Origin of the sequence: Candidatus Poriferisodalis sp. (assembly GCF_965219595.1) — a bacterium.
Taxonomy (GTDB): Bacteria; Actinomycetota; Acidimicrobiia; order Acidimicrobiales; family Poriferisodalaceae; genus Poriferisodalis.
The window spans coordinates 2,634,172-2,648,180 of record NZ_OZ244781.1 but is presented as its reverse complement, the minus strand read 5'-3'; the positions used below and the strand labels follow the sequence as shown (position 1 = coordinate 2,648,180).

Below are 14,009 nucleotides of genomic sequence, written 5' to 3'. Positions count from 1 at the left end.
CGATCTCGACCGAGCCTGGGCCTTAGGCCAGGTCCGTGTGCAGTAAGGCCTCGTCTGAGGGCCGGATGTTGATGACGTGACCAACTTGGGGCGGCAGTGGCAGATGCTGATGTGCCTCCCAGATCTCGGCGAGCCGCAGGTAGGGCTCGTCGGCCATCAACCCCACACGCCGGGTCGGCCCGTCGATGTGCAGCGACATGACTTCGCAGGTCGCCACGAGGTAGTCGTCACGGGTCTGGGTCATGACCTGGAATGCGTGCACTCGCTTGCGGTCGAAGCCCAGCAGCTGCACCGAGATCACGTACGGCTCATCGGGCCCGATCTCTCGCACGTAGGTGATGTGGTTCTCCGCGGAGAACGTCGTGATGTCACGCACTTCACGATGTGCGGTGCCCATGCCGATGTAGTCCATCCAGGGTGCGATGGCGTCGTCGAACGCCACCAGGTAATAGCCAGCGTTGAGGTGGCCGTTGTAGTCGATCCACCCCTCCTGCACGGTGCCAGCCAGCACCGGGACAGGAGCTCGGGACACAGCGTCGGTCGGCTGCGGTTCCAGCGGCTCAGCGCTCATGGCTGTCTCTGCTCATTGGTGTCGGCTCTCATGACTGTCCGTTCGAAGAGACAGCCTCATCGGCTACAGGCCAGAACACCTCGGGTGGCGCATCTTGCAGGGCGGCAGAGCGCGGCTGTGACATTGCCGCCACGAGGCCATCGTCAAGCGGCCGCACCCTCGGGACGGCCGGGATCGCAGTGGGAGCCGGTGATGGCGCGGTCGCACCGGCTGTCACCGGCAGTCGCTGCACGGTTCTGGCCGCAGCGCTGGCCGCGACACCGGCCGCCGCCGGGGCGGGCGCTGTGCCCGGCAGCCGCACTGGTGCAAGCGGCCGGGGCGCCCCAGCGGCCGGGGCGGCAAGCGTTGGCGGCGGCCCGCCAGGCCCGATGTAGGTCGGCAGTGCCAGTGGATGGCGGGTCATCGGCAGGAGTACCAAGACACCCGCCAACGCAATGACACCAACCATCAAGATCGGCACTCCGACGCCGCCGCTCGCGTCGTGCGTGAAGCCCAGCAAGGGCGGGCCGATCAAGGCGCCTGTGCCAGAAAAGAAGAAGAAGATGCCGACCACCGCGCCGATGCTCGCCAAGCCGAACAGGTGAGCGGTGACATCGCCCAGCAGCGCCACGAAGCCGCCATAGGAAACACCGAGCACTGAGGCGAACACCACCAGCAGCACGTACTTGGTGCCGGGCGCATCGACGCGTGTCGTGATGAACCAGATGGTGTACGCCACCGGCAGGCCGCTGAAAGCGATCTTCAGCAGGCGAACCGAACCCAAGGGTCTCGCCAAGCTCGTCAGAGCGAGCCGGCCGACGATGCTCGAGAGCCCGACGGCGAACACCAGCCAACCCGCCGCCAACTCCTCCACACCGTCGTCGATGGAGAACGGGATGATGAGCCCGATCGTGCCGATGACGGCGATCGTGAAGAAGATGCCGGAGGTTCCCATCTGCCAGAACGCCGCCGTCCGCAGCACCAGCGAGAGGTGCCGGCGGGGGCTGCCCATCTGCACTCTTGGCGGCTGCCTGATGACTGCAAGCCCGAAGAGGAGGATCACCACTGCGATGACTGCAAGCCAACGCATGCCGAGGCGCCAGCCGTACTCGGCGAGCAACCGCTGAGCGAACGGGACGTAGATCATCGTGCCGAGACCCGAGCCGGTCGCCACGATGCCCTGCGCCATCGCACGATGCTTGGCAAACCACAGGGCGACCAGGGCGAACAGCGGCGCATTGAACAGACCGCCGCCGAATCCGAGCCCAACGCCGTACAGGACGTAGCCGTGCCACAGCACTGACACGTAGGACGTGGCCACCAGACCACCGACAAACAGGACACCGCCGACGATCAGCAGCGGCACGATGCCGAACCGGTCGTACAGGCGGCCCGACAACAGCGCGCTGCCGAAGTACAGGAACACGGTGATGCCGAACACGATCGAGATCGGTCCGAGGCCGGTGTCGAACTCCTCGGCCATGTCGTTGGCGAAGGCAGTGAAGCTGTAGATCGTGCCGAAACCGGCCATGACGACAATCGCCGCGCCGCAGGCGGTCACCCAGCCGCGCGCCGAGTCCAGATGGACCGGAGATTCCTCGGCTGCGTCCACGGTGGTCACCGGCGCGAGACTACGGCGCGGCCACCGATCAAGGCTCGTGAAGGGCTGTCAGCGTGAGCTGCTCAGCCCAGCAGGGACAGGTCGCGCACTGCGCCCCTGTCGGCGCTGGTGGCCATTGCCGCGTAGGCCCGCAGTGCGGTGCTGACCTGGCGTGGGCGCGGTTCGGCCGGCTGCCAACCCGCCTCGTCCTGCTCGACGCGACGCTGCTCCAGCTCGGCATCGTCAACTGCGAGATTGATGGTGCGATTCGGGATGTCGATCTCGATGATGTCGCCACTGCGCACGAGCCCGATGAGCCCGCCTGCGGCAGCTTCGGGCGAGACATGGCCGATCGACAGGCCAGACGTGCCGCCCGAGAAGCGCCCATCGGTGACCAGGGCACACGCCTTGCCGAGACCCTTGGACTTCAGGTACGACGTCGGGTACAGCATCTCCTGCATGCCGGGGCCGCCCCGCGGACCCTCATAGCGAACAAGCACCACATCGCCGGCGACGACCTCGCCCTCAAGAATGTGCTCCACCGCTTCGTCCTGGCTCTCGACCACATGGGCCGGGCCGGAGAACACCCAGATGGATTCGTCCACCCCGGCGGTTTTCACGACGCAGCCGTCGGGCGCGAGGTTGCCGTACAGGATCGCCAGCCCACCATCAGTGGAGTAGGCGCAGTCGACCGAGCGGATGCAGCCCCGCTCGCGGTCGAGGTCCAGCGTGCGGTAGCGCTCGGACTGGCTGAACGCGACCTGTGTCGGGATGCCCGCCGGGCCCGCCCGGAAGAACTCGGCCAGCGACGCATCGTCGTTGGTGGCCACGTCCCAGCTGGAGATGGCATCGAACATGGTCGGCGAATGCACCGTCGGCACTTGGTTGGCGATCAGGCCCGCCCGGTTCAGCTCGGCCATGATCCCCATGACCCCGCCGGCGCGGTGCACGTCCTCGACGTGGAAGAACTCCGACGCCGGCGCCACCTTGCAGATGTTGGGCACCTTGCGCGACAGCCGATCGATGTCGGCCATCGTGAAGTCGAGCTCCGCCTCCTGGGCGGCGGCCAGCAGATGCAGGATCGTGTTGGTGGACCCGCCCATCGCGATGTCGAGCGTCATGGCATTCTCGAACGCCTCGAAGCTGCCGATCGAACGCGGCAGCACTGACGCATCGTCTTCCTGGTAGTAGCGGCGGCACAGCTCGACCACCAAGCGGCCGGCCTCGAGGAACAGCTCACGGCGGTCCGAATGGGTCGCCACCACGGTCCCGTTGCCGGGCAGCGACAGGCCCAGCGCCTCGGTCAGGCAATTCATGGAGTTGGCCGTGAACATGCCTGAGCACGAACCGCACGTGGGGCAGCCCGACCGTTCCATCTCGGCGACGTCCTCGTCGCTGACCGAGTCGTCGGCCGCCACCACCATCACGTTGATGAGGTCGACCTTCTGGGTGGCCAGCTTCGTCTTGCCGGCCTCCATCGGACCGCCCGAGACGAACACGGTCGGGATGTTCAGTCGCATCGCGGCGTTGAGCATCCCCGGCGTGATCTTGTCGCAGTTGGAGATGCACACCAGTGCATCGGCACAGTGCGCATTCACCATGTACTCGACCGCGTCAGCGATGAGGTCTCGCGACGGCAGGCTGTAGAGCATCCCGTCGTGGCCCATGGCGATGCCGTCGTCGACGGCGATGGTGTTGAACTCTTTCGCCACGCCGCCGGCGGCCTCGATCTCGCGGGCGACGAGCTGGCCGAGGTCTTTCAGATGGACATGGCCGGGCACGAATTGGGTGAACGAATTGGATATGGCGATGATCGGCTTGCCGAAGTCCTCATCGGTCATGCCGGTGGCACGCCACAAGGCTCGAGCCCCGGCCTGATTTCGGCCTGCTGTAGAGGTGACAGATCGGTAGCTCGGCATACGTTCAGCCTACGCGGCGATGCCGGATTCTCATAGCCCGTCTGGGCAGTAGCCTGCGCGACCCGTGGTCCCGAACGACACTGCAGCCGATGATGCTGCGGGCGATACAGCCGACGATGCGGCCCCCAGGGACACGATCCTCATACGGGTGACCGGCCCGGACGGCCCAGGCATCACGACGGACTTGCTGGCGCTGCTTTCGAACGCGGGCGCGGACGTGCAGGACATGGAGCAGGTGGTGGTGCGCCGCCAGCTCACGCTCGGGCTCGCGATCACCGTCCCCGCCGGCCGCGACCTGGTCAAGGAAGTGCTGCTGTTCGGCTACGAGCGGGGCTTGGAGATGAACTTCGAGGTTGTCGACGCTACGCCGACCAAGCACGCGGAGCGCCTCGTGGTCACCGCCCTGGCGCCCCAACTGAAGCCTGCGGACCTGTCGGTCGTGACCGGGGCTATCGCCACCAGCGGCGGGAACATCGACCGCATTCACCGGCTCTCCCGTTTCCCGGTGTGGAGTTACGAATTCCTGGTGGAGGGTGCGGAGAGCGACAAGCTCCGCACCGACCTGATCGAGGTGGCCGCTGAGCGCCGAATCGACATCGCCGTGCAGCCCCACGGCCTGTCACGGCGTTCGACCCGCATGATCGTGATGGACGTCGACTCGACCCTCATCCGCAACGAGGTGATCGACCTGCTGGCCGCCGAGGCCGGCCACGAAGCTCGTTCGGCGGAGCTGACCGCAGCCGCCATGGCCGGCGAGATCGACTTCGAGACATCGCTGCGCCAGCGGGTGCGCCTGCTCACCGGCCAGCCCGCCTCGATCATCGACGCTGCGATCGTGCACATGAATCTCACGCGGGGCGCCCGCACTTTCGCGCGCACGCTGAAGCGGCTGGGTTACAGGGTCGCGATCATCTCCGGCGGCTTCACGCACTTCACCGATCACCTTGCGAAGCGGTTCAAGTTCGATCACGCCTACGCGAACGAGCTCGAGATCCGCGACGGCCGGCTGACCGGCGAACTGGTCGGAGAAGTGATCGACGCCGAGGCCAAGGCGCGGCTGCTGCGCCAGCTCGCGTACATCGAGGGCGTGCCGCTGGAGCAGATCGTGGCCGTGGGCGACGGTGCCAACGACCTGCCCATGCTGACAGCGGCGGGGCTCGGCATCGCCTTCAACGCCAAGCCGGTGGTTGCCGATGCGGCGGACACCACCGTGAACGTCCCGTACCTGGACGCGATCCTGTTCATGCTGGGCGTCACACGCGAGGAAGTCGAAGCCGCGGACGCCTCGACGACGCCGCTGCATGCCGAGCGACCGCTCTCGTCGTTGCTGCCGTGACCGTCATGGCTGCATGACCAGACTTGCGCGTCTCGCGCAGGTAACTTCGGCCTCATGGCCGAGGTGACGATCTACCACAACCCGCATTGAAACTCGTCCCGGAATGCCTTGGCGGTCGCCGAGGAAGCTGGAGTCGAGGCCGACGTCGTCTTGTACATGAAGACGCCACCCGACCGCGAGACGCTCGAACACTTGGTGTCGATACTCGAGGACCCCGTCGAAGACCTGGTGCGCAAGGACTCGCAGTTCAAGAAGCTGAACCTGAACGCCGACGACTACGTCGACAATCCCGCCGCCGTGGTGGAGCTGCTGAGCCAGCGCAAGGCGCTCATGCAGCGTCCCGTGGTGGTGCGCGGCAACCGTGCCATCGTCGGACGTCCGAAGGGTCGCATCGCCGAGCTGCTGGCCGACTGAGGCCGAGCCGGACCGGTTGATGACTGACGCCAACGGCGGCGTACGCACCCCGCTGTTCGACCTGCACACCGAACTCGGCGGCCGGATGGTCAACTTCGGCGGCCATGCGCTGCCCATGCGCTACGGCGACGGCACCGTTGCCGAGCACCGCGCTACCCGCACGGCGGCGGGATTGTTCGACGTCAGCCACATGGGCATCATCGAGCTGCACCCGGGGGGCAACGATGAGGTAGGCGACGTGGCGGCCTGGCTGGAAGGCTGCGTGCCGGGTGCCGTCACCAGCCTCGTGCCGGGACGCATGCGCTACACGCTGTTCACGACTGCGGCAGGCGGTGTGCTCGACGACCTGATCGTGTCGTGTCATGCCGATCGGCTGCGCATCGTGGTCAATGCGGTGCGCACCGAGGCCGACCTGTCCATGCTGCGGGCGGTCAACGGCGGCGACGACGGCGATGTGCGCCTTGACGTGCGAACCGATCTGGCGTTGGTGGCGCTGCAGGGTCCAGCGGCGGCCGGCGTGCTGGCTCGCTGGGCGCCGGAAGCCGCGGAGCTGGCGTTCATGACGACGGCCACACTGCTGATCGAGGGCGTCGAGTGCGAGGTGTCTCGCTGCGGGTACACCGGCGAGGACGGCTTCGAGATTGCCATGCCGGCAGGCGAGGTGGCCCATATCGCACGGCTGCTGCTGAACGCCGATGAGGTAGTTCCCGCGGGGCTCGGCGCCCGCGACACGCTGCGCCTCGAAGCGGGCCTGCCGCTGGTGGGCCACGAGCTCACCGAGGCGACAACGCCGGCTGAGGCCGGTCTGGGCTGGTCGATCCCGAAGCGCCGGCGGGCCGACGGCGGATTTCCCGGTGCGGAGATCATCACGGCGCAGCTCGCCGGCGGGCCGCCGCGCCTGCGAGTGGGCATCGCGGCCGAGGGCCGACGGCCGATCCGCGACGGCGCCGCGCTGAGCACTTCCGACGGCACCAGCGTCGGCATGGTGACGAGCGGCGGCTTCGGCCCGACGGTCGAAGCGCCGATCGCCATGGCCTACGTGGCAGCCGAGCATTCGGCTGACGACACGGAGTTGTTTGCCGAAGGTCGCAAGGGCGCCGAGCCGTGCCGGGTGGCCCCGCTGCCATTCGTGGAGCACCGCTACTGGCGACCGTCGTGATGGATAACCCGAGCGATGGCACTGTCGATGATCGAGACCGCACAAGGCCACTTCGGAGGCATGGCGCATGAGTGAACCCCCTGTACCCACGAGCTCAGAAGGGGCATTCGCTGTACGCCACATCGGCCTAGGGCCTGACGACGTTGCTGTCATGCTCAAGCGGCTCGGGTTCGGCTCGCTCACCGAACTGGTCGATGCCGCCGTGCCTGCCGAGATCCGGATCGACGAGCCGATCGTGCTCGACGGCATCGACCGTCCCCTCACCGAGACGGAAGCCACTGCGGCGATGCGCTGGCTTGCCAATGCCAACACGCAGGTGCACTCGTTGATCGGGCTGGGCTACTACGGCACCCTCACGCCTGCAGTCATCCGACGCGGCGTGCTGGAAGACCCGTCGTGGTACACGGCGTACACGCCGTACCAGCCCGAGATCTCCCAAGGGCGGCTCGAGGCCTTGCTCAACTACCAGACGATGGTGTGCGATCTGGTGGGAATGGAGATCGCCAACTCATCGCTGCTGTGCGAGGGCACCGCGGCTGCCGAGGCGATGGCCATGGCCCGCCGCATCACACGCAGCGGGCCCGACTGCTTCTTCGTCGATGCCGACTGCCATCCCCAGGTCATCGATGTGGTTCGCACACGTGCCCAGCCGCTCGGCATCGACATCGTGGTGGGCGATCCGGCGACCGATCTGGCACCTGCCGAGGTGTACGGCGCACTGCTGGCCTACCCCGGCAGCAGCGGCGCTGTCCGCAACCTTCAATCGGTGATCGAAGCTCTGCGCGCTACGGGCGCGATTGCGGCCGTCACGGCCGACCTGCTGGCGTGCTGCGTGCTGCAGCCGCCCGGCGAGCAGGGCGCCGACATCGTGGTGGGCAGCTCGCAGCGCTTCGGTGTGCCGCTCGGTTTCGGCGGCCCGCATGCGGCATTCCTGGCGACCAGCGAGAAGCACCGCCGCTCGATGCCGGGACGGCTCGTGGGCGTCTCGGTGGATGCCGCCGGCAGGACCGCGTACCGGCTGGCGCTGCAGACCCGTGAGCAGCACATACGGCGCGAGAAGGCCACCAGCAACATCTGCACCGCTCAGGTGCTGCTCGCCGTGGTGGCCTCGATGTATGCGGTCTGGCACGGCCCTGACGGACTGGCGGGCATCGCTGAGCGCGTGCACCGGCTGACGGCCGGATTGGCCGAGGGCGTGCGCAACTTGGGCTTGCGCGTCCGCAACGAGACGTTCTTCGACACGCTGACTGTGGAGGTCCCCGGCGGCGCCGACCAGGTACTGGCCGCCGCGCTCAGCGCCGGGATCAACCTGCGCCGAGTCGATGCCGACGCAGTGAGCGTCTCGCTCGACGAGACCTGCGACGAAGCGACGGTCGCGCACCTCCTGGATGCTTTCGGAACGACAGGAGACGGCAGGTCAGCCGATGTGGGAATTGTGGCCGAGTTGGCAGCCTCGGCGCCGTCGGGCATCGCCGGCGAACTGCGGCGCACCAGCAAGTACCTCACGCACCCCACCTTTCACTCCCACCGTTCCGAGACTGAGATGATGCGCTACCTGCGCCGGCTGGCCTCGGCCGACGTGGCGCTGGACCGCTCGATGATCCCGCTGGGCAGCTGCACGATGAAGCTCAACGCTGCAGCGGAGATGACGCCGGTGACCTGGCCGCAGTTCGCCGACATCCACCCGTTCGCGCCGCCCGACCAGTGGGAGGGCTACCGCCAGATCATCGCCGACCTCGAACGGTGGCTGGCGGCGATCACCGGCTACGACGCCGTGTCGTTGCAGCCCAATGCGGGCTCGCAGGGCGAGCTGGCCGGGCTGCTGGCCATCCGCGGCTACCACGACGACCGGGGCGACTCCCACCGCACCGTGTGCCTCATCCCCTCCTCCGCGCACGGCACCAACGCCGCGTCGGCCGTGATGGCCGGCATGCGGGTGGTGGTGGTGGGCTGCACCGACGACGGCGACGTCGACCTCGACGACCTCGACGCCAAGATCGCCGAGCACGGCGATCAGCTCGCCGCATTCATGGCCACCTATCCCTCGACACATGGTGTCTATGAAGATGGCATCCGGCAGGTCTGTCTCAAGGTGCACGAAGCGGGCGGGCAGGTCTACGTGGACGGCGCCAACCTCAACGCCCTCGTCGGCCTCGCCGCACCGGGCACATTCGGCGCCGACGTCAGCCACCTCAACCTGCACAAGACGTTCTGCATTCCCCACGGCGGCGGCGGGCCGGGCATCGGGCCGGTGGCGTGCCGCCTGCACCTGGCCAAGTACCTGCCCAACCACCCGCTAGCACCCACTGCCGGCCCCGAAACCGGCCCGGGAGCGATCTCGTCAGCGCCGTGGGGCTCGGCGGGCATCCTGCCGATCCCATGGATGTACATCGCCATGATGGGAGTGGACGGCCTCACCCAGGCCACCCAGACGGCGATCCTGTCGGCCAACTACCTGGCCTCGCGCCTCGGCGAACACTTCCCGATCCTGTACCAGGGCCGCTACGGGCTGGTCGCACACGAGTGCATCGTGGATCTGCGGCCGTTCTCGGAGTGGGCCAGCGTGGACGACGTGGCCAAGCGGCTCATCGACTTCGGATTCCACGCCCCGACGATGTCGTTCCCGGTCGCGGGGACGCTGATGATCGAACCCACCGAGAGCGAATCGCTGGCGGAGATCGACCGGTTCTGCGATGCGATGGCGACGATCCGATCCGAGATCGACAGGGTCGCGGGGGGCGAGTGGCCCGCCGACGACAACCCGCTCGCCAACGCGCCCCACACGGCGATCGACGTGCTGGCCGACGAGTGGGAGCACCCCTATTCGCGCACCGAGGCCGCCTACCCGGCGGGCACCGCCGTGGCGACGCTCGTGGCCGACAAGTACTGGCCGCCCGTGAGCCGCATCGACGGCGCCTACGGCGACCGCAACCTCATGTGCGCCTGCCCAGACCCCCGCGCCTTCGAAACTGACTGACCACAGATCGCTAGCGTTCGGGCATGGCTCGGGTCGACCCTTCGGTGCTGGAGATGCCGGACGATGATGCGGCCGGCACGATGCCGTACTTCTCCCATATCGACCTGTGGCTGCGCGCCGAAGTGGACGGGCTGAGCGACGGGCAGCTCGACCTCGACGACCAGTCGCCCGAACGGGAGCTGATGTGGTGGTCGATCCGGCGGCAGATCAGCCACATCGCCTGGGTGTCGCTGATCTTCGCGAAGCGGCGCTGCGGGATGCTGCTGTGGCCCGACGGCGACATTCCCGAGCCCATCGTGTGGGCCGAGCATCACCAGGGGCGCAACAACAAGCACGGGCTGCGGCTGGATCCAGAGCTGTTCTGGGACGTGCCCGATCTGCTCGACAAGCTCGACCTGGGCCTGAGCTGGATGCGCTACGTGGTCGCGTCCCATCCGGTCGAGACGTTCCGCGAGATGGTGGAGTCACGTCACAGCACGCTCTTCTGGGATGACGCCATCACGGTGCTCCCCCGAGGTGCTTGGCATGATCCCGACGACGAGCGGATGATCGTGAACACGCTCGAGTGCGCGATCTGGATGCTGTTCTACGAGATGGCCTCGCACATCCGCTCCATCCAGCGGATCAAGGAGATCCAGGGGCTGGCATCGGCCGTCGAGCTGACGCGCTTCGGCTACCTGCGCCTCCCCCACTACTGGGGCGAGACCGACGCCCCCGCGCCCAGCATCACCAAGCTGTGAACCCGAGGATCATTCTCGATTGCGATCCGGGCCACGACGATGCGGTGGCGATCCTGCTGGCGGCCCGCCAGTGCGAGGTGCTGGCGATCACGACGGTGTCGGGGAACGCACCGCTGGATCTCACTACGGCGAACGCGTTGCTGATGTGCCAGCTCGCCGGGCTGGACATTCCGGTGCATGCGGGCGCGGACCAGCCGCTGCTGGTGCCAGCGGCCCACGCCCCTCGTGCCCACGGGGCGACCGGGCTCGATGGGCCACCGCGGCCCGATGTGCACCTGGCGGCAGCAAGCAACGACGCCGTCGGCGTCATCATCGAGACGGTGCGAGCCCACGACGACGTGTGGCTCGTGCCTGTCGGGCCGCTCACCAACATTGCGCTGGCCATCCGCCAAGCGCCGGACATCGTCGAGCGGGTGGCGGGCATCTCGCTCATGGGCGGCGCGGTCGGGCCGGGCAATGTCACGCCGACGGCCGAGTTCAACATCTGGGCAGATCCCCATGCCGCCCAGATCGTGTTCGCCGCCGGTGTACTGCTGGTTCGCATGGCCGGGCTCAACCTCACCCACCAGCTCTGCGTCGGGCAGAACGAGATCATCGCCCTGCGGGAGCAGGGCGGCATGGTGCCTGAGTTCGTGGCGGGCCTGTTCGACTTCTACCTCACCGGCTACCGCGAGCGCGCCGGGCTGGATGCCGCGCCCATGCACGACCCCTGCGCAGTGTTGGCCGTGACGCACCCAGAGCTGTTCACCTTCGGCGCCCGACACGTCGACGTGGAGACGAGCGGCGATCTCACCCGGGGCATGACCGTCGCCGACGAACGACCCGGCACCGGCGCCACGCCCAACTGCGAGGTCGCCTACAGCATCGACGCCGCTCCGGCGCTCGAACTCATCGTCGACGCCGTCGGCAGCTACGGCTGATGCGCCGCGCAACGACGCTGCTCGTCCTGGCACTAGCGACAGCCATCGCCGCCGCGTCCTGCGGCAGTGACGATCTCGAAGCGCGAGACCTGACGCTGCCCGAGGCGGTGGGCCAGATGCTGCTGTTCGGCTTTCCCGGCACCGAGGTGGAGCCTGCAGTGGCCGAGCTGCTGGACGAGGTACGCCCCGGGGGGCTCATCCTGTACGACTATGACGTGCGCAGCGGCGGCACGCAGCCGCGCAACATCGTCTCGCCTGCTCAGCTCGAGGCCCTCACGGCAAGCCTGCAAGAGCACAGCGAGATCCCGCTGCTGATCGCTGTGGATGCCGAGGGCGGGCTGGTCAATCGGCTCAAGCAGAAGTACGGCTTCACAGTCGTGGTGCCGTCGGCGGCCGACATGGGCGCCGGCGACCCGGAAAGCACATCGGAGATCGCTGCGGCGCTGGCCGAACAGCTTCGCTCGGTGGGCATCAACTGGAATCTGGCGCCGGTTGTGGATGTCGATGTGAACCCCGACAGCCCGGCGATCGGCGCGCTGGGGCGGGCGTTCAGCGCCGATCCCGCGCAGGTGGTCGAGCACGCCAGCGCCTTCTCGGATGCGCACCTCGACCACGACGTGGTGCCGACGCTCAAGCACTTCCCCGGCCACGGCAGTGCGGTCGGCGACACGCACCTGGGCGTCACCGACGTAACCGACAGCTTCGTGAGCGATGTCGAGCTCGCTCCCTACCGGATGCTGTTCGAGCAGGGCTACGCCGGTGCGGTCATGACCAACCATGTCGTCAACCGGCGGCTGGACCCCGCTGCGCTTCCCGCCACGCTGTCAGCAGCCGTCGTCACCGATCTCCTGCGCAACGATCTCGGCTACGACGGCGTGGTGATCTCCGACGACATGGGCATGGGCGCCATCGTCGAGCAGTTCACCCTGGAGCAAGCGGCGGTGCGTGCCGTCAATGCGGGCGTGGACGTCGTGCTGATCGCCAACCAGACCCACGACGACGAGGCCGACAACGTACTGCGGGTGCGCGAGGCGATCCTGTCCGCAGTGGAGTCGGGCGAGATCCCCGAGGAGCGCATCTACGAATCGGTCCAGCGGATCCTCGCGCTGAAACAGCAGTACGGCCTGCTGGACTGAGCCGCGCGTGCCGAGGACGGACTCACCGCGCCGCGCCGCCCGCGCACAGGCCGGACCGTCGGGGCGCTGGCGGTGCCCAGCGGAGACCCGGATCGGTACCGTGACGGCGTGACCTCCGAGGACGCACGCTCGCGCGGCGAATCGACACCGGCGTTCCGGCTGAGCCAGTACAGCCACGGTGCGGGCTGAGCGTGCAAGCTCGGGCCTTCCGAGCTGGCGCAGGTTCTGCGCCATCTGACTCCCCCGTCGCACCCGGACCTGGTGGTCGGCACCGACACCAGCGACGATGCCGCCGTGTGGCGGCTCGACGGCGACCGGCTGCTGGTGAATTCGACCGACTTCTTCGCGCCGATCGTGGACGATGCGCGCACGTGGGGGCGCATCGCGGCGGCGAATGCCGTCAGCGACATCTACGCGATGGGCGCGAGCCCGCTGTTCGCCCTCAACCTGGCGGCCTGGCCGCGCGACGCGCTCCCGCTGGACTTGCTGGGCGAGGTGCTCGCCGGCGGTGCGGATGCCGCGGCGGACGGCGGCTGGGTGGTGGCCGGCGGTCACACCATCGACGCGCCCGAGCCGCTCTATGGCATGTCGGTGACTGGCACCTGCCGGCCGGCCAGCGACGGCACGGGCCTGCTCACCAACGCCGGTGGGCAGGCGGGCCAGGCGCTGGTGCTGACCAAACCGCTCGGCACCGGTCTGCTCGCGACCGCGCTGAAGCGTTCGGGCCCCGAGGCCGTCGAGCCGGGCGGCGACCTGCATGCGGCCTACGAGGCCGGCGTGGCCGAGATGTGCCGGCTCAACGACGCAGCCGCCGCCGCGGCCATCAGGGCAGGAGCCACGGCGGCTACCGACGTCACCGGGTTCGGACTGCTGGGACACCTCGCAGAACTCGCCGCGGCCAGCGAAGCGAGTGCCGTGGTGGATGCCGGCGCCGTGCCGCTGCTGCCCGATGTGGTCGGGCTCGCCACCGGCGGCTTCGTGCCCGGGGGCACCGGCCGCAACCTGGATCACCTGGCCGAGCGCCTCGACGGCAGCGACGAGCTCACCCGCACCGTGCTCGGCGATCCGCAAACTTCGGGCGGCCTGCTGTTCAGCTGCGATCCCGCACGCGCCGGCGACGCTGTGCGCGAGCTGCGCGACAGCGGCCATGACGCCGCAGTGATCGGCGAACTCGCCGACGGCAGCAGCGGCACGGCGGGATCGATCACGATCGCGGGCGCCGTCACCGGAGACTCCGCAACAGACGCAGGCTGAGGAA

Annotated in this window: 11 protein-coding genes; 8 read left to right on the top strand and 3 right to left on the bottom strand. The window is 68.2% G+C overall.

The genetic code is table 11. The annotated features are described in order from the left end of the window. Positions 1–22 precede the first annotated feature (22 nt). From ACOQPE_RS11755 to ilvD, 3 genes are all read right to left on the bottom strand, one after another. Positions 23–571 (bottom strand): thioesterase family protein, encoded by a 549-nt coding sequence (locus ACOQPE_RS11755; protein WP_420609093.1) that lies wholly within the window; start codon positions 569–571, stop codon positions 23–25. 28 nt (positions 572–599) lie between these two features. Next, positions 600–2,171 (bottom strand): MFS transporter, encoded by a 1,572-nt coding sequence (locus tag ACOQPE_RS11750; RefSeq protein WP_420609092.1) that lies wholly within the window; start codon positions 2,169–2,171, stop codon positions 600–602. 62 nt (positions 2,172–2,233) lie between these two features. Further along, entirely contained in the window at positions 2,234–4,069 is a 1,836-nt protein-coding gene (gene ilvD / locus ACOQPE_RS11745) for a dihydroxy-acid dehydratase (RefSeq protein WP_420609091.1), read from the bottom strand. Positions 4,070–4,133: 64 nt separating this feature from the next. Between ilvD and serB the strand changes: the two genes are divergently transcribed. From serB to selD, 8 genes are all read left to right on the top strand, one after another. After that, on the top strand, positions 4,134–5,405 hold the full coding sequence (serB, locus tag ACOQPE_RS11740; protein WP_420609090.1) for a phosphoserine phosphatase SerB: 1,272 nt from the start codon (positions 4,134–4,136) through the stop codon (positions 5,403–5,405). A 108-nt stretch (positions 5,406–5,513) separates the two neighbouring features. Next, on the top strand, positions 5,514–5,819 hold the full coding sequence (locus tag ACOQPE_RS11735) for an arsenate reductase family protein (RefSeq protein ID WP_420609089.1): 306 nt from the start codon (positions 5,514–5,516) through the stop codon (positions 5,817–5,819). 19 nt (positions 5,820–5,838) lie between these two features. Further along, on the top strand, positions 5,839–6,978 hold the full coding sequence (gene gcvT, locus ACOQPE_RS11730; protein ID WP_420609088.1) for a glycine cleavage system aminomethyltransferase GcvT: 1,140 nt from the start codon (positions 5,839–5,841) through the stop codon (positions 6,976–6,978). 67 nt (positions 6,979–7,045) lie between these two features. Continuing rightward, complete coding sequence (gene gcvP, locus ACOQPE_RS11725) at positions 7,046–9,955, top strand: aminomethyl-transferring glycine dehydrogenase (RefSeq protein ID WP_420609087.1); 2,910 nt, start codon at positions 7,046–7,048, stop codon at positions 9,953–9,955. A gap of 23 nt (positions 9,956–9,978) precedes the next feature. Continuing rightward, positions 9,979–10,695, top strand: coding sequence for a hypothetical protein (locus ACOQPE_RS11720; protein WP_420609086.1), 717 nt, complete (start codon positions 9,979–9,981; stop codon positions 10,693–10,695). Continuing rightward, positions 10,692–11,615 (top strand): nucleoside hydrolase, encoded by a 924-nt coding sequence (locus ACOQPE_RS11715; RefSeq protein ID WP_420609085.1) that lies wholly within the window; start codon positions 10,692–10,694, stop codon positions 11,613–11,615. Before ACOQPE_RS11720 ends, ACOQPE_RS11715 begins: the two co-directional genes overlap by 4 nt. Continuing rightward, positions 11,615–12,751 (top strand): glycoside hydrolase family 3 protein, encoded by a 1,137-nt coding sequence (locus tag ACOQPE_RS11710; RefSeq protein ID WP_420609084.1) that lies wholly within the window; start codon positions 11,615–11,617, stop codon positions 12,749–12,751. The genes ACOQPE_RS11715 and ACOQPE_RS11710 overlap by 1 nt, the downstream gene beginning before the upstream one ends. A gap of 108 nt (positions 12,752–12,859) precedes the next feature. Then, positions 12,860–14,005, top strand: coding sequence for a selenide, water dikinase SelD (selD, locus tag ACOQPE_RS11705; RefSeq protein ID WP_420609083.1), 1,146 nt, complete (start codon positions 12,860–12,862; stop codon positions 14,003–14,005). Positions 14,006–14,009 lie beyond the last annotated feature (4 nt).